Here is a 15,964-nt window from a genome sequence, read left to right on the forward strand (position 1 = left end):
CATCATTTCCATACTGATCACCCTGTGTTCTCCTGCTCAAAAATTGAGCAGAAGCAGTTGAACACCTGGGTCAGTTTTCAGTCGGCAGAACAGCCTCTACTGGGTCAGTTTTCGGTCAGCGGCAACACCCCACGCTAGAATTGGCCATGGCCGGGGCGTCATTCACACCATCCCCTACCATCGCTACTTTGGAGGTGATGCGCAGGTTCTTGATAGCCTGAACCTTGTCATCCGGCATTAGATCCCCCCACGCCTCATCCAAGCCCACCTGTTTGGCGACAGCTTCTGCAACGCGACGGTGATCGCCTGAGATCATGATCATGCGTTCAATGCCCATTTGCTTGAGCTCCTGAAGCGCCTCCTTCACTCCTTCCCTGGGCGTATCCAACAATCCAATCGCTCCCAGATCACGATCACCACGGCGCACAATCATCGTTGTGCGACCTGATTGACGCAGTCGCTCCACAGCTTCCAGAGCAGGTTCGGTGAGGGAGGGAATACCATCAGCACCAAACATCTCAACTTTGCCGATCCAAACTTGCTGACCATCTAGCTCAGCCTGGACACCCCGACCAACCAGGTTCCTCACATTCGTTGCTTGGGGTTTACTTCTGGTTCCAATCATCTCTTCACCGTCGCGCACAATGGCTACAGCGAGCGGGTGGTCGCTCATCGACTCTACGGAGATTGCAACAGTCAGAAGGTCTTCGATCTTGGTACCGCCCACGGGTACTACATCGGTAATACGAGGGCGTCCTTCGGTTAAGGTACCAGTCTTGTCGAATGCCATGGCGCTCAATGAGCCAAGCTCTTCAAGCGGTGCACCACCCTTGATCAACACCCCACCCCGAGCAGCTCTGGCGATACCTGAAAGAATGGCGCTGGGTGTTGCTATCGCAAGCGCACAGGGACTTGCGGCTACCAGAACGGCCATGGCGCGATAGAACGAATCTCGGAAAGGCTCGTCGAGAAAAATGCCGGCAAATACCAGGCCTGCCACCAAGAGCAGGATCAAAGGGACGAAAATCCGCTGGAAGCGATCCGTGAATCGCTGGGTCGGCGACTTCCGGACCTCTGCTTCACTGACCATTTTGATGACTCGCGCCAGGGTGCTTTCCGTGGAGCGCCGTGTCACCTCGATCTCGATCAGATTTTCGCCGTTGATGGTGCCCGCGAAAACCTTGGATGCAGCATCTACAGCATCCGGCTTACTGCGCGCGAGAGCTGCGCTAGCGACTGGTTTTTTGTCCACTGGGACGCTCTCACCGGTCACAGGAGCCTGGTTGATGCTCGAGAACCCTACGACCACAAAACCATCGGCTGGCAGGCGATCATTTGGGCGTACGATGACAACGTCACCGGGCACCACAAGATCCACTGGCATTTCCTGCGTACCATCGGAGCGTCGTACGATGGCGGTTGCAGGTGCGAGTTTGGCCAGCGCCTCAATAGCTTTTTTCGCCCGGCCCATCGCATAGCTTTCAAGGGAATGCCCCAGACTGAAGAGGAACAGTAGCAGAGCCCCCTCTGCCCAAGCCCCCATGCTTGCAGCCCCTACGGCCGCAAAAAGCATTAGCGTATCGATCTCGAAACGTTTTTGGCGAAGGTTGGTGATAGCTTCCTTGGTTGTGAACCAACCACCGAAGACATAAGCAGATACGTAGAGTATCAGCGGCAGTCTATCAATCAGGCCGAGTTTCCCTGCGAGAGCTCCGGCTCCCAGGAGAGTGCCACAGATTAGCGCGAAGACCAGTTCGGTGTTCATACCAAATATGCCACCATGCTCATGACTATGGCTTCCAGACCCTACTTTTTCGTCTGGGTGTTCAAGCAAAACTTTCATAACTCGTCCTTTCTGAGGCTACTACCTTTGGGGGCAGTTATTGGGCATCGTGTCTGGTGACCTGATATTTATTCCACTACGTACTCGCAGGCGCCGAAAAACAAGACCAGCCGTTACCAAATAGCTGCAGAGAAAATAAAAAATGCCAAGCATTGCTTGGCATTTATAAAATCGATTATTTTTCGAAGAAAAACGAACACTACTTATCATTTACGCACTGCGAATACAGAGAATAACGGACTGTCTTTAGCGTACCCTGGGAGTCTTCGAAGGTCATCAACCGCGAGTAAACCTTGCAGGTACGGGGGTCTTGAGATTGACGAACAAATTTTGCTACATCAATTTTCATACCGTATTTATAGTCCTGTATCTCCGGCATAGGTTTGCCATTTTTCTCCGCGTACTTTGCAACAGCAGTCTGATGCTCCTGGATATATTGCAGCTGTCTTTTCTCCGAAAAAGTGCTGGCTTGCGAAGCTATTGAAAAAATAACAAGTGCAGCAGCAACAATAATTTTCTTCATACATCCTCTCAATGTAAGACTTTCTCGGATGTAACTCTAGCAACCTACAGACATCACCGGCATGACGAGAGACTTACAATTTTGTAAGGTTGGCTAAACTAGTTCAGATAGAAAAAAGCCCACAATGCATATTGTGGGCTTTTTCTTAACGAGTATCAGTTGACGACTTCGACCTCATCGCCGTCTTCATCCTTGCGGTGCGCCCAATGATACAGGGCGGGAAGTACCAGCAAGGTCAGCGCCGTGGAAGACAAGATCCCACCGATCACCACCGTCGCCAGTGGCCGCTGAACTTCTGCCCCGGTACCAGTGGCCAAGGCCATCGGGATGAAGCCCAGTGATGCAACCAAGGCAGTCATCAGAACGGGGCGAAGTCGAGTCAGAGCGCCCTCATCGACGGCTTGTCTGAGCGTGCGTCCTTCCTCTCGCAGGCCTCGGATGAAAGCAATCATCACCAGGCCGTTAAGCACCGCCACACCTGAGAGCGCAATGAAGCCAACACCTGCGGAGATCGACAATGGGATGTCCCGCAGCCACAACGCCATGACCCCACCAGTGAGAGCGAATGGAATGCCGGTAAAGACCAGCATGCCGTCTTTGAGGTTATTGAACATCAGGAACAGCAAGGTCATGACCAGCAGCAAAGCGACCGGAACGACAATCTGCAGACGTTTGGCAGCCGACTGCAACTGCTCGAACTGACCACCCCAATTGGTCCAGTAGCCGGCGGGGATCTCCACATTCGTTGCCAGGGACGCGCTGGCCTCTTCAACGAACGACCCAAGGTCGCGGCCCCGGACGTTGGCACTGACGATCACCAGACGCTTGCCGTTCTCGCGGCTGATCTGGTTCGGACCCAGTTGCAGGTCCAGGTTGGCGACCTGCGACAACGGGATGAATCCAATCTGATTGGCGCCTTGAGAGGCATTGGCCGGCACAGGGATCAGAAGGCTGGACATACCTGCTACATCGGTACGCACGGCCTCAGGCAGGCGCACCACCATGTCGAAGCGACGGTCACCTTCATACAACGTGCCGGCCGTACGGCCACCGACAGCGATGGCGATCGAGTTCTGAACATCCGCAATGTTCAGACCGTAGCGTGCGGCTTTCTCACGATCAATGTTGATAGTCAGCACCGGCAGGCCGGTGGTCTGTTCAACCTTGACCTCCGAAGAGCCCGGTACCGCCTTGAGCGCTGAGGCAATCTTGTTAGCCGTGCTGTTGAGCACACCCATGTCGTCGCCAAAAACTTTCACAGCGACGTCGCTTCGAACGCCGGAAATCAACTCGTTGAAACGCAGTTGGATGGGCTGGGACAACTCATAGTTGCTGCCTGGAACGTTGGCAGCAGCTTTCTGCACTTCAGCAATCAGCTCATCGCGAGGCTTCTTGGGGTCGGGCCACTGGTCCTTAGGTTTGAGCATGATGTAGGCGTCGGAGATATTGGGCGGCATCGGGTCAGATGCAATTTCTGCCGTGCCCGAACGCGCAAACATCCTCTCTACTTCCGGCACCTGTTCAATCACGGCCTTCTCAAGGCGCTGTTGCATTTCAACAGACTGGCTCAAGCTCGTCCCAGGCACACGCAAGGCCTGCATAGCAAAGTCCCCCTCACTCAGACTAGGGATGAATTCGCTACCCATACGACTTGCAAGCACACCGCTCAGCACGACCAAGACTACTGCGGCCGAGAAAGCAATATTCCGATGCCCAAGTACCCATTGCAGAACCGGCTCATAACGGCGCCGCGCAGTGCGCATCACCACACCTTCCTCTTCCTTGACCTTGCCAGTGACAAACATGGCGATGGCCGCAGGTACGAAGGTGACGGAAAGAATCATTGCACCCAGAAGCGCCATCACGACGGTGAAGGCCATGGGGTGGAACATTTTGCCTTCGACGCCGGTGAGGGCGAAGATCGGCAGGTAAACCACCATGATGATCAACTGGCCGAAGATCAGTGGCCGGCGAGCTTCACCCGCGGCAGCGAAGACCTCATGGAAGCGCTCGGCTTTGGTTAGCATGCGGCCATGCTTGTGCTGTGCATGAGCCAGGCGACGGATCGCGTTTTCCACGATAACCACGGCACCGTCTACGATGATGCCGAAGTCGAGCGCCCCTAAACTCATTAGGTTGGCACTGACCTTGTTGTTGAACATACCCGTGAAGGTGAACAGCATGGACAGCGGGATCACCATCGCGGTGATCAGTGCTGCACGGATGTTACCGAGGAACAGGAACAGAATGGCGATTACCAGGATCGCACCTTCCACCAGGTTCTTCTTCACCGTCGCAATAGCTTTTTCAACCAGGTTGGTACGGTCGTAAACAGTTACGGCGACCACGCCCTTTGGCAGGGTGCGATTGATGTCAGCCAGCTTGGCAGCGACAGCTTGGGACACGGTACGGCTGTTTTCACCGATCAGCATAAATACGGTACCGAGCACGACCTCGCGGCCGTTCTCAGTGGCAGCACCTGTACGGAGTTCTTTGCCGATGCTGACATCAGCGACGTTGCTGATGCGAATAGGAGCGCCATCCACACTGGAGATCACGATGTTGGCGATGTCTTCGATGTTGCCTAGCTGACCCGGCGCACGGATGAGCAACTGCTCACCATTACGCTCGATGTAACCGGCGCCAACGTTGGCGTTGTTGCTCTCCAGCGCTGCGACCAGGTCGTTGAGGGTTAGCTTGTAGGTAGCAAGGCGCTTCGGATCCGGCGCGACCAGGAACTGCTTGGCGTAGCCACCAATGGTATTGATCTCGGCCACACCTGGGACGTTGCGCAGTTGAGGCTTGATGATCCAGTCCTGGATTACCCGCAGGTCGGTGGGCGTGTACGGTGTACCGTCCTCTTTGACTGCGCCATCTTCGGCTTCGACGGTCCACAGGAAGATCTCGCCAAGACCGGTGGATACCGGACCCATTACGGCCTCTACACCCTCTGGCAGCTGTTCCTTCGCAACCTGCAATCGCTCGTTGATCAACTGGCGAGCAAAGAAGATGTCCGTGCCGTCCTTGAAGATCACGGTGACCTGAGACAGGCCAGAGCGAGACAGGGAACGGGTCTGCTGAAGGCCCGGGAGACCGGCCATGGCCGTTTCAACAGGAAACGTGATCCGCTGTTCGGTTTCCAAAGGCGAATAGCCAGGCGCTGAAGCGTTGATCTGCACCTGGACGTTGGTAATGTCGGGTACCGCATCGATCGGCAGCTTCTGATAGCTGTAAATGCCGATGCCGGCCATGATCAGAACAGCGATCATTACGACGATGCGCTGCTCAATGGCAAATCTGATGATACGTTCAAACATGAGAAATCATCCTGTCAGTTCGCATCAGTGCCCGTGCTCGGCAGATGCTTTGCCAAGCTCGGACTTGAGTGTGAAGCTGCCACTGGCTGCAACCTGGGCGCCGGCTTCGATGCCGTCGGTGATTTCCACATACCCATTGTCGCGGCGGCCGGTTTTTACCGGGCGAGTGTCAAAGCCCTCTGGGGTACGCACGAATACCGAAGGTTTGTCTTCCACGGTCTGTACGGCGCTTTCAGGAACTGCAACGGCGACTCGATCAGTCTGAGAGGTGACCGCGATGTTCACGAACAGACCTGGTCTCCAAGCGCCGCTAGGGTTGGTCAGGGTCACGCGGACGGTCGCTGCACGGTTTTGCTCGCCCAACAGGCTGCCGACATAACCCACCTTGCCGTCGACCGAGACGTTCATGTCAGGCGAAGAAACCTTCACGGCGCGGCCAGTCACGACCTTGCCCAAGTCGGTAGGAGGAACTGCGAAGGTGGCCCAGACTTGGTTGAGGTCGGAGAGAATGAAGGCGTTGGTCGCCTCGCTGACGACTTCACCCATGGTCAGATGCTTCTCCACCACCACAGCGTCAAAGGGGGCGCGAAGCTCGTAGCGATTACCGCCAACGGAATTGACCGAGGCACCGATCGCGCCGACCTTCTGCTTGGCGTTGGCCAGCGAGATCTCGGCCTCCTGCAGCGCCTGGCGTGCCTGGAGGTAATCCTGCTCGGCAGAGATCTTGTCCTGCCACAGCTGTTTCTCACGGTCGAAGGTCACGCGGGCCAGTTCTAGGCGACGCTGTGCGGCTTGTTGCTCACTGCGCAGATCAGAGATCTGTTGGCTAGCGATCACAGCGAGGACTTGGCCCTTCTTGACCGTCTCGCCCAAGTTGGCCTGAACAGTTTCCACAACACCCGGTACACGAGGAACAACGTGTGCAGTGCGGTCTTCATCGAAGCGAATCTCGCCTGGGAAACTCACAATTGTGCCCAGGTCACGAGGAGCTGCAGACTCCAAGACGACACCGGCTGCTTTGATCTGCTCGGCACTGAGCGTCAGCTTGCCCTCTTCCTCTCCACCCTCTTCGCTATGGCCTTCTTCACCATGCCCCTCATCACCAGCCTTTTGGGCGGATGAAGTGGTCTTTTTTTCGTCGCCATGGCCATCGTTAGCGCCGTGCTCGGCAGCGCCGGCTGCCTGCAACTCGGAACTGCTATCCCAGGCAAGGCTGCCAAATCCGAGGGCTGCCACAGCGGCAACCGCGAGGGCGATCTTGCGTTTGTTATCCATTGCTACTCCTGCTGATCGTAGGCACCGCGTTTTTCAAAACCAGTGCTCAAGAATTGTGTGTCCTGTTCAGCGAACGCCGGCACTCGTACCAACGTCGCCATAAACCCTTTCCACCTGCGCACGCGCATTGGTCGCAGCTGCCAGCGAGTCGAGGTACTGGCCACGCGCGAGGATCAAAGTGCGCTGGGCATCCAGCACCTCGATGAAGCCGAATTTGCCCATCTCGAATCCGCGGGTTGCGGTTTCCACAGCCTGCTGGGCAGACGGCAGAATGGTCTTGTCGTAGGACTCAACCTCTTGCATGGCGGTGGTCCACTGGTTCAGTGCGGTCTGGGTTTCCGAACGAAGTCGCAGTTCCACAGCGTTACGCTGGTCTCGGGCCTGATCTGCACGTCGAGAAGCGGAAAGAATGTTGCCCTGATTACGATCAAACAGAGGTAGTGGCATGGACAGTCCAACCAAATTGATACGCTCACGCACGGAGCGGTCGTATTGGCTACCCACACTCACCGTTAGGTTCGGAATACGTTGTGCTCTTTCTGCACCAAGCGAGGCGTCGCTCTTGTCGATCTGCACTACTGCCTGACGCATCTCGGCAGTCTGATCGAGTTTCGAAAGCAGTTCTTCCGTCTGAGGAGGCACCCCCGGAGACAGGGTCGGAGAGTCCAGACGATCAAATACGGTCACCGAGCTACCAGTAATTTGGCTGAGCTGCTGGTAGGCGTTCGCTTTCTCCGTTTCAGCGCGGCGAACCTGCAGCTTGGCTTCGGCCAGTTGCACCTGGGCACGCGTGGACTCCACAGGGGAAGACTTACCTGCGCGGACGCGTCCATCGACAACCCGAAGGCCACGCTCAGTCAACTCCAGAGATTGTTTAGCCAAATCCAACCCAGTCTGGGCCCGCAGGGCTGCGTAAAAAGCCTGAACGACGTCAGCCCGCAGTCCGTTTACACGACGATCTAACTCCAACTGCGCGACAGTTTGGCCGTAGGTGGCGACTTCAACGCGGGCACCCCGCTTACCACCAAGCTCGAGCGTCTGGCTAAGCGTAACGGTCGTTTGGCTGTTGCTCCGACGAGTGTCCTCAACGTCGTACGAAATTTCGGGGTTGGGGATAAGCCCAGCCTGCTTGCGGGCGCCGTCCGCTATCCCAATCTCCTGTCTAGCTGCAGCGAGATCTGGGTTGGCATCCATTGCTGTGGAGAGTGCTTGCGGCAAGCTGATGCTTTGAGCAAATGCACCAGGTGCCATCAATCCGGAGATAGCCACACAGAGCGCAGCGATCTTCCAGGGCGAGACAGAGGTCTTGGTTAAAATATTGCGGTTATACCGGGGCACTTTGATAGTCCTCGTGCACAAACTTTGATAAAGCTTGGCGAGAACGCGGAATCAGCTGCCAAGCCCCACTGGATTAGGTGATGGCACTCTAATCAGCGGCAGCTATCAGAGGGGTGGCTAGAAAATTACAATTTCGTAAGAAATGCCGGTATCACCTGTAAACACTGAAGAAATCGGCCCATGTGACGGATTTTATTACAGACCAGGCAAATGAGTAGCACGCGTAAAACCGAGAAAGATAACGAACAGATGACGAAATTGTAATTGATCTATCACCCTCTCGTTATCTTTGCCCTGCAAATATTAGCTCGGCGCTACGCTAGGCGCGCTGCCGGGTTAGAACATATAAAGACGCCCGCGCAAGTAAAACATAATAAAAGCTGCCATAAATCAAAGGAGCATCGAATGAGAATTAAGGTACCACTTTATCTGGCCGCAGTTTCTGCGCTCTCTGGAAGCTATGCTATCTCGGCACAAGCTGAAGAAAAGCCGGAAGGCTTTATTGAAGGCAGTAGCCTCACTGTCCTGAACAGAAACTTCTACTTCAATCGTGATAATCGCGATGGTTCTGCCCCTACCTATAATAGCGGCAAGGGCAATACCAATGGCTATTCCGAAGCCTGGGCACACGCGATCATTTCCAAATTCAACTCCGGGTTTACCCAAGGTACAGTCGGATTTGGTGTTGATGCCTTCGCTATGATCGGCCTCAAGCTTGATACCGGCGACGGACGCAACGGCGGCCGAAGCTCCTTCGACGTGCTTCCCGTTGATAACAAGGGCGAAGCTCGCGATGAGTACACCAAGGTTGGTGGCGCAGCAAAAGTCCGCTTGTTCGATACCGTGGTGAAGGTGGGTGATGTTTTTCCATCGACGCCCGTGGTTGCATCGGGCGACTCTCGCCTGCTGCCAGAGAGTTTCCGTGGTGTGACGGTTGAAAACACCAGCATCCAGGGCCTCACCCTGCAGGGGGGTCGACTGCATGCGATGAGCCAGCCGGTTTCCAGCAACCTGAACGATAACTTCGTTACCTTCTATGGCGGCCCGGTAAACTCGCCTTGGATCGGTTACGGTGGTGGCGACTATCAGGTCAACGACAATGTCACCGTGAGCGTATACGCCAGTCAACTGAAAGATGTCTGGAATCAATACTACGCTGGCACCAGCGTCGTTTACCCACTGAGCGACAACCTCGCGCTGCTCGGTGGCTTCAATTATTACAAGGCTGTAGATGAGGGCAAGCGACGCCTGGGTGAGTTCGATAACAACATCTGGAGTGCTAAGGTCGGAGTACGTTATGGTGCTCATACCCTCGCACTGTCGCACCAGCGCAACAACGGCGATGACGACTTCGATTATCTGCGTCAGTCGGATTCCATTTTCGTCGACAACTCGATCCAATACAGCGACTTCAACTCTCCGAAGGAACGCTCCTGGATGCTGCGCTATGACCTGAACATGTCTAGCTACGGCATTCCTGGACTTTCGTTCATGACCCGCTACGCCAGAGGCTCAGGCGCAGACTACTCGAACGCCAACCAGTTCTACATGCGCACTGACAATAACGGCGATCCACTCACCAATCAGAAGCGTTGGGAGCGTGATGTCGAGGTCAAATACGTCGTACAAACAGGTCCAGCCAAAGACCTGTCCTTCCGGTTGCGCCAGGCCACTACTCGCGCCACTGCGTTTGAATCGGATCTGGATGAAACTCGTGTGATCGTGGAGTACCCACTCTCGATTCTGTAATCGCACCGGTTGATTCGGATATTAATAAATATCCGAATCAACCAAAGACTTAACATCAAGAATTCACCTTGAGTAGCTTAATTGCTCCTTTGGTAAAAGGTGGATATTTGGCGTCCTTTGGGCGCCTTTTTTTCACCTAAAATTTAAATATTCGTTCGAGTACATGCATCGCATGTCGATGTAGCTCATGACTGCACCAGTGCTCGGTCTCTTCAATGTGAGGAACCTCTCCGTCATCTGAACGAAACGAGATCAAAACAAAGAAGAAAACAACCAAATATTTCATAAGGCTAAATCACCTTCTAGTCAAAGGGATCATGGTGACGAAAACTGCGACACAGTATACCGAAAGGTTATCAGGCGCATTGCTTACAAATTACAAATATGTAATTTGAGCCCTAATACGTTAGTCATGATTTATCATCCGTTCAGTAACACCGGCGCAAGCGCACGGTTAATGGCTCAGTGATATCGAGACAAAATCAAATGCGAATTCTGGTAATTGAGGATGAGGTTAAAACTGCGGAATATGTGCGCCAAGGCCTAACAGAGTGTGGTTATGTCGTTGATTGCGTACATACCGGTCCAGATGGTCTATTCCTGGCCAAACAACACGAATACGAGGTGATCATTCTCGATATAAACCTTCCAGATATGGATGGTTGGCAGGTTCTCGAGCTACTAAGGCGAAAAAATTGCCCTTCGCGCATCATGATGCTCACCGCGAGGAGCCGCTTGGTCGACAAGGTCAGAGGTCTTGAGAACGGCGCAGATGACTACCTGATCAAGCCATTTGAGTTCCCTGAGCTGCTTGCTCGCGTCCGCGCCTTGATGCGTAGGTCCGATCACCCATCGTCTACAGAAACAATTCGAGTAGCTGATCTGGAACTCGACCAGAGCCGCCACAGAGCATTCCGGGACGGGCAACGAATTGACCTGACGACTAAAGAGTTCGCGCTTCTGCATTATTTGATGCGCAACACCGGACTGGTGCTTAGCCGTACGCAGATAATATCTCAAGTTTGGGATATGAACTTTGACTGCGACACCAATGTAGTTGAGGTTTCTATCCGTAGGCTCAGGGCGAAAATAGACGACCCCTTTGAAAGCAAGTTAATCCATACACTTAGAGGGGTTGGGTATGTACTGGAGAAGCGCTAAAGCTCCAGCAACCAGCATATTTAAGTAGATCTCACGTAAACTTTTGTCACTTGCGAATACCAACCTCCTGCTTGGTTGGGTTTGCTTTTTCTCGGGGGTAATACTACGACGCCGATATTATTTTCCCGTGGACTTGGCGATCGGTTTTTAGCCCCGGCTTATCCCAAAAGGATTCTTTCCTATTTCTCGATAAATAATTTTTTGCGAGTTTTAGCCACGAGGGTAGCCGCTTGGCGGAGCCCCCAGGCGCGCGCTGGAACGCCGGCTGCAGGCGGCGCTAAGCACTCCTGTCTTGGAACTGCATCCGACAATCGCATCGCTTCTCGAACTACCTATTTCGGATCAGGTTGGGTTTAGGGAGCGCCTACTATCCAAAAGCGCCTCCAATGTAGACCTGAACTAACCTTGGAGGAAGCTACAGACCTCGGCACGAGCCGCTGAGGAGACGAGCGCAGGATCGAGAAGCAAGAGCTCGAGTGGCTTCTTACCCGCGAGATAGCTATTGGAACTACCGAACCAGAGCGCCATTCCTAAGCCAGTTTTCCGGGGGGATAACGTCAGGATGATATCGTTCATGCATTGCAGCAACTCACCTTCGGGTGAAAATGCGTAGAGTGGATACAGGGCCTCATGATCCACAATGATCGAGAACACACGGTTCTCGGCTTCCCAGGTACTGAGGATTGATCGGGATAGGTTGGGTTGAAAATGGATGCGACTAGCTAAATCTTCAAAGCAAAGAAGATCGCCGCTGCCAAGGATCCTGGATACAGCTCTTTCAAGGGATTGAGCCTCTCTCAGACGCGTCTTACGTCGAATCTCATCGTTGTCCATCATCGCCTCCCCCCTCGCCAGACCCCGCAATCAGATCCACACCAAATCCGTACGCGCAATGAGCTCGCAGCTCATGCCCGTCTTCAGACTGATTCAAAATTTACCAATCCACGAGCAGATACGACCGCTATCCGATAGGTGGTTTCGACATGCTTCCGCGAAGCGAGCAAAGGCGCTATTCCGGGCTTGCACCGTCTCGCAGATCCAGGGTTGGCCTGTGCAGTCGTTGACGGCTCCCTGAGCGTTCACGCTCAGCCTAGACTCAGCGTACTGGAACGTTGCGATAAGGAGGATGTGTATGCAGTACAAGCGAGAGACCGGGCTGGAAAAAGAGTTCGAGGTCCTCATCGGGTTGATGGCTGAAATGATCACAGCCCAGGCAGAACAATCCGACCCGGCAGCCGACACCCCAGCGTGGATGTTCAGTCAACATGATTTGGCCAAGAAACTCTTTCGGCACATGTGCTCAGTGAGGACACTGCTCGAACCGTCTCCATTCAGGAACGAGACAATCCCTGCGGGCAGCTTCATTGATCACTCTTCGATGGCAGTTCTGACCCGTTCGGCGCTTGAAAATTACCTGGTAATGACGTGGCTCCTTAGCGGCGGGGATGATTCGCTGCGAGAGTTTAGGCATAACGTTTGGGAATACTGCGGCTGGAAGAAACGAAGCAAAATAGCAGCAACCATCGATGACGCCAGAGTAGCCCGAAACAAGGCAGAGACCGATGCAGCAGCACTATGGCCCTCTATTCAAAGCTCACCGCACTTCCAAAAATATGCTGCTCCCCAGCAAGACCGCCTTCGCAAAGGCAGCTGGGACGTAGGGTGGCATTGGAACGACCTAGCGGTGGATGCGGGGCTACACAAGACTTATTTCACCTCCTACTACCCGTTTCTAAGTGGCCACGCACACAGCGATTTCATCGGTACCCTCCAAAGTAGCCAAGCGAGAAACCTCGCAGATCAATACATGCTAGGGTCGGCCAACTTGCAGGTAATTCTGATGCTGATCGGGCATTTTTCCCATCACTACTCAAGCCTGTTTCCTCCCGCTCGTGAGGTACTGCTCAATGCTGAAGGTGCCCGGGAAACTGCTGAAAAATGGAATATCCGCGCAGAGGATATGGATTACGTTTACAAGCCAGACAGCCATGTGTAATTGCACCCACGTGACCACCTGTTTGCATTCGATGTGACCATCGATTGGCGTTCGATCTGACCAGTCGCTTGCATAGCTGAGCGGCGAAAGTATCCATCGACGATTGAGAGCTAACGACCCAAAGCTGCTCTTGGCGGAAGGCTGCTAATGACCCCAGCAGCCCTCCATAAAAGGCAGCTTTGGGTCCAGAGGGGCAAGAGAAGCTGTAGACATAAACCTTTAATGAAGAGGCCTAGTGTGGTGTTTCACAAGTAACATTCATATTTTTCGGCCTAATACCTCGGCCGCCCGGCCGACGCTCGCCAAAATGTCCTCGGCCTTTCGATACCAGCGAAACGGTCGAGGGTTGGCGTTGTAAGTGGACAAGTAGTACTCAATCGACTCCTCCAGATCCTTCACGCTGGTGTGTGCCTGGCGCTTGATCCACTTCTCGCTCAGCGTCGAGAAAAAGCGCTCCACCAGATTCAACCAGGATGCCGATGTCGGTGTGAAATGCACTTGGTAGCGCGGATGCGCTGCCAACCATGCTTTCACTTTGTCGGTCTTGTGTGTCGCGTAGTTGTCCATCACCAGATGAACAGGCATGTCCTCTGGTACGTTGGCGTCCACCTCTTTGAGGAAGGCAAGAAATTCCGTGCTTCTATGTCGACGCTTCAATCTTCCGATGACTTCACCCGTAGCAATGTCCAGCGCCGCGAACAACGATGTGGTTCCATGGCGTTTGTAGTCGTGTGTGCGAGTGACGGGATTGCCGGGGGCAAGAGGTAAGCTTGGCTGGGTACGGTTCAGCGCCTGAATCTGGCTTTTCTCGTCGATACAGAGCACCAGAGCCTTGTCGGGCGGGTTGAGATAGAGCCCAACAATGTCGTGGACCTTGTCGACGAACAGAGGATCGGTCGAAAGCTTGAACGTCTTCTCAAGGTGAGGCTTGAGTCCGAAGGCATGCCATATCCGCATGACGCTGGCTGGAGAAATACCGGTTGCCTGACTCATCGAGCGAGTACTCCAGTGGCTGGCATCTTCGGGTTTGGATTGCAGTACCTGATTAACCACGTCCTGTACTTGTTCATCGGTAATGCTGCGAGGCCGACCTGAGCGATGTTCGTCATTCAAACCATCAAGCCGCAACCGACTGAATCGCACCCTCCAACGTGAAACCGTGTGCACGCCAATACCGAGCCTGTGGGCGATCGAGGTGCCTGACTCTCCACCTGCACACGCCAAGATGATTTCGGCCCGAATTCGGGATTCGGCGGGGCCTTTACGTTGCCGGGAGCGGCGAAGCAGTTCGAGGTGTTCTTCGTCGCTCAACTCAATCAGGGCAGCAGGTCGGCCGGTTTTCATATCGTTGCTCCGAGGCATTTCTGATGCTGAAAAGCCTAGACCAAAATATGAGTGTTACTTGTGAAACACCACACTAGTTGGGCCTCCAAATACTTGAAGTTGGTACTCCGAAACGGCCTCAAGTAACGACTCCGCCAGAATTCTCAGGTGCTCGGTCTCATCGGATGGGCGCCCCGCAGCTTTGGCTTCGTGGTACCTTCGCAATGCCTCAATGGCCTGCTGCATCAGTGGCTCACCCGCCTCTATCTTTTTCCGTAAATCGTCCATGCCGTCCTCCGGTTTTGCCAACGGGAGTATAGGACGCATAGCAGATCACTCCGTTAGATACCCGTCATGAACGACAGCTAACGACCCATACCAGTCATTCCTTTCATCGGCTTCGCGGCAATTAGGATTGTTAACGGGAGGCACTTGGCCATATGCTCGCCAAGGCAATTTGCCACTACAACGCTGAGCATGGAGTAGCCTGATGAAAATCGTTTCCCTCGTGATTGCTGCCGTCCTTTCGTTCTCCTCGATAGCCGCCTTCGCACACAGCGGTGGTACTGACTCCAAGGGTTGCCACACCAATCACAAAACGGGCGAGCGCCACTGCCATTAAGGCAGTGCGTGGGCTCTTTCAGCGCTGGCGTTCTTGACCCAGGGGATGCCAGCGTTAAAGCAAAGCCCGCAGCTAAAGCAGGTTGTGAATTCCCAGAAGCCCTGACGGGTAGAACCAATAGCTCCACTGTGTGACTGGCAAGATCTTGAATGGCAGCCGGGCCCAGAACAGAACCAAACCGAGCAAAGGAGCCAAAGCCGCGATCAGCAGCGCCAGAACAGCGAACGGCTCAAGCTGCGCCGCCTGTTCGAATAGGCCAGTACGAGAGTTGACGATTAGTTCGGGGCGTTTGATGGCAAGCACCAGAGCCGCCGGCACGAACACCCCGTAGAAGCAGTACATCAGCGGCTCGCTCAGCAGATAACCCACCAGAATTGCACCGCCAGCCATTACTAGGCTTTCGAGCGTCCGGTGCTGAACTCTCCAAGCGACCAGAAGCCCTAGCGCCAACGTGACCAGGACATTGAAGGTGCCCGAGGTGCTGACCATCCGGTAAGGGACTTCAGAAAGAGCAGCGAACAGCACCAAAAATGCGAGGTACCGACCATTGCTCTGAGTGAATAACTCACCTGGCTGATTGCGTAAAACGTTGATCACGACTGCCAGACAGAACTGGGGAAAAGACAATCTCGGCTCGCGAGCCCTGAAGAATGGCTGGCTGTGGGCCATGGCCGGCGCCTCGTTCGTGGTGATCTTCGCCCTCAACGTGCCGTTCCCGCTGATCGTGCTGGTGGACGCCATCATCCTCGCCATGTTCTTCGGCTCTCACGTGCTTTGGCCACAGAGCTTCAGTGGGGGCATTTGATTGGCCTTCCGC

At 54.3% G+C, this 15,964-nt stretch carries 13 protein-coding genes and 1 pseudogene; 5 read left to right on the forward strand and 9 right to left on the reverse strand.

All coding sequences use genetic code 11. The features are described 5' to 3' along the window. Window positions 1–127 precede the first annotated feature (127 nt). The 5 genes and pseudogenes from PSEMO_RS17705 to PSEMO_RS17725 form a co-directional block, all read right to left on the reverse strand. Window positions 128–1,843 (reverse strand): annotated as a pseudogene (locus tag PSEMO_RS17705) (heavy metal translocating P-type ATPase); the annotation flags it as partial. Between the two features lie 199 nt (window positions 1,844–2,042). Continuing rightward, on the reverse strand, window positions 2,043–2,366 hold the full coding sequence (locus PSEMO_RS17710; protein WP_009394997.1) for a DUF2790 domain-containing protein: 324 nt from the start codon (window positions 2,364–2,366) through the stop codon (window positions 2,043–2,045). Between the two features lie 155 nt (window positions 2,367–2,521). Continuing rightward, window positions 2,522–5,683 carry a CusA/CzcA family heavy metal efflux RND transporter gene (locus PSEMO_RS17715; protein ID WP_009394998.1) on the reverse strand — a complete coding sequence of 1,054 codons (3,162 nt, stop codon included), beginning with the start codon at window positions 5,681–5,683 and terminating at the stop codon, window positions 2,522–2,524. A 24-nt stretch (window positions 5,684–5,707) separates the two neighbouring features. Further along, window positions 5,708–6,958 carry an efflux RND transporter periplasmic adaptor subunit gene (locus PSEMO_RS17720; protein WP_009394999.1) on the reverse strand — a complete coding sequence of 417 codons (1,251 nt, stop codon included), beginning with the start codon at window positions 6,956–6,958 and terminating at the stop codon, window positions 5,708–5,710. Window positions 6,959–7,024: 66 nt separating this feature from the next. After that, the gene (locus tag PSEMO_RS17725; protein WP_143502135.1) at window positions 7,025–8,296 is read right to left on the reverse strand and encodes a TolC family protein; all 1,272 of its coding nucleotides are present in this window, start codon (window positions 8,294–8,296) and stop codon (window positions 7,025–7,027) included. Between the two features lie 405 nt (window positions 8,297–8,701). On the opposite strand from PSEMO_RS17725, the gene PSEMO_RS17730 reads away from it, so the two are divergent. Further along, window positions 8,702–10,045, forward strand: a complete 1,344-nt coding sequence (locus tag PSEMO_RS17730) for an OprD family porin (RefSeq protein WP_009395002.1) — start codon at window positions 8,702–8,704, stop codon at window positions 10,043–10,045. Window positions 10,046–10,531: 486 nt separating this feature from the next. Then, window positions 10,532–11,206 (forward strand): heavy metal response regulator transcription factor, encoded by a 675-nt coding sequence (locus PSEMO_RS17735; RefSeq protein WP_009395004.1) that lies wholly within the window; start codon window positions 10,532–10,534, stop codon window positions 11,204–11,206. A gap of 399 nt (window positions 11,207–11,605) precedes the next feature. On the opposite strand, the gene PSEMO_RS17740 is transcribed toward PSEMO_RS17735, so the two are convergent. Continuing rightward, complete coding sequence (locus PSEMO_RS17740; RefSeq protein ID WP_037058650.1) at window positions 11,606–12,040, reverse strand: hypothetical protein; 435 nt, start codon at window positions 12,038–12,040, stop codon at window positions 11,606–11,608. Window positions 12,041–12,338: 298 nt separating this feature from the next. On the opposite strand from PSEMO_RS17740, the gene PSEMO_RS17745 reads away from it, so the two are divergent. Next, window positions 12,339–13,202 (forward strand): DUF5677 domain-containing protein, encoded by an 864-nt coding sequence (locus tag PSEMO_RS17745; RefSeq protein ID WP_009395008.1) that lies wholly within the window; start codon window positions 12,339–12,341, stop codon window positions 13,200–13,202. 258 nt (window positions 13,203–13,460) lie between these two features. Here the strand turns inward: PSEMO_RS17745 and PSEMO_RS17750 are convergent, their stop codons facing one another. Then, entirely contained in the window at window positions 13,461–14,546 is a 1,086-nt protein-coding gene (locus PSEMO_RS17750; protein ID WP_043859632.1) for an IS630 family transposase, read from the reverse strand. Window positions 14,547–14,600: 54 nt separating this feature from the next. After that, entirely contained in the window at window positions 14,601–14,813 is a 213-nt protein-coding gene (locus tag PSEMO_RS17755) for a hypothetical protein (RefSeq protein WP_037061891.1), read from the reverse strand. Window positions 14,814–15,015: 202 nt separating this feature from the next. Between PSEMO_RS17755 and PSEMO_RS33015 the strand changes: the two genes are divergently transcribed. Continuing rightward, window positions 15,016–15,147, forward strand: coding sequence for a YHYH domain-containing protein (locus PSEMO_RS33015; RefSeq protein WP_095158879.1), 132 nt, complete (start codon window positions 15,016–15,018; stop codon window positions 15,145–15,147). Window positions 15,148–15,219: 72 nt separating this feature from the next. On the opposite strand, the gene PSEMO_RS17760 is transcribed toward PSEMO_RS33015, so the two are convergent. After that, window positions 15,220–15,816 carry a TraX family protein gene (locus PSEMO_RS17760; protein WP_009405340.1) on the reverse strand — a complete coding sequence of 199 codons (597 nt, stop codon included), beginning with the start codon at window positions 15,814–15,816 and terminating at the stop codon, window positions 15,220–15,222. Between PSEMO_RS17760 and PSEMO_RS33845 the strand changes: the two genes are divergently transcribed. Beyond that, window positions 15,815–15,952: a hypothetical protein gene (locus PSEMO_RS33845; protein ID WP_009405341.1), complete on the forward strand. Its 138-nt coding sequence runs from the start codon at window positions 15,815–15,817 to the stop codon at window positions 15,950–15,952. The genes PSEMO_RS17760 and PSEMO_RS33845 overlap by 2 nt on opposite strands. The last annotated feature ends 12 nt before the right edge of the window (window positions 15,953–15,964 follow it).

Source organism: Pseudomonas putida (assembly GCF_001941965.1).
In the GTDB taxonomy this organism is placed as follows: Bacteria; Pseudomonadota; Gammaproteobacteria; order Pseudomonadales; family Pseudomonadaceae; genus Aquipseudomonas; species Aquipseudomonas putida_L.

Coding starts and splice junctions, on each gene's coding strand:
- PSEMO_RS17710 (WP_009394997.1), bottom strand. CDS start 2,366: ATGAAGAAAATTATTGTTGCTGCTGCACTTGTTATTTTTTCAATAGCT.
- PSEMO_RS17715 (WP_009394998.1), bottom strand. CDS start 5,683: ATGTTTGAACGTATCATCAGATTTGCCATTGAGCAGCGCATCGTCGTA.
- PSEMO_RS17720 (WP_009394999.1), bottom strand. CDS start 6,958: ATGGATAACAAACGCAAGATCGCCCTCGCGGTTGCCGCTGTGGCAGCC.
- PSEMO_RS17730 (WP_009395002.1), top strand. CDS start 8,702: ATGAGAATTAAGGTACCACTTTATCTGGCCGCAGTTTCTGCGCTCTCT.
- PSEMO_RS17735 (WP_009395004.1), top strand. CDS start 10,532: ATGCGAATTCTGGTAATTGAGGATGAGGTTAAAACTGCGGAATATGTG.
- PSEMO_RS17740 (WP_037058650.1), bottom strand. CDS start 12,040: ATGGACAACGATGAGATTCGACGTAAGACGCGTCTGAGAGAGGCTCAA.
- PSEMO_RS17745 (WP_009395008.1), top strand. CDS start 12,339: ATGCAGTACAAGCGAGAGACCGGGCTGGAAAAAGAGTTCGAGGTCCTC.
- PSEMO_RS17750 (WP_043859632.1), bottom strand. CDS start 14,546: ATGAAAACCGGCCGACCTGCTGCCCTGATTGAGTTGAGCGACGAAGAA.
- PSEMO_RS17755 (WP_037061891.1), bottom strand. CDS start 14,813: ATGGACGATTTACGGAAAAAGATAGAGGCGGGTGAGCCACTGATGCAG.
- PSEMO_RS33015 (WP_095158879.1), top strand. CDS start 15,016: ATGAAAATCGTTTCCCTCGTGATTGCTGCCGTCCTTTCGTTCTCCTCG.
- PSEMO_RS33845 (WP_009405341.1), top strand. CDS start 15,815: ATGGCCGGCGCCTCGTTCGTGGTGATCTTCGCCCTCAACGTGCCGTTC.
- PSEMO_RS17760 (WP_009405340.1), bottom strand. CDS start 15,816: ATGGCCCACAGCCAGCCATTCTTCAGGGCTCGCGAGCCGAGATTGTCT.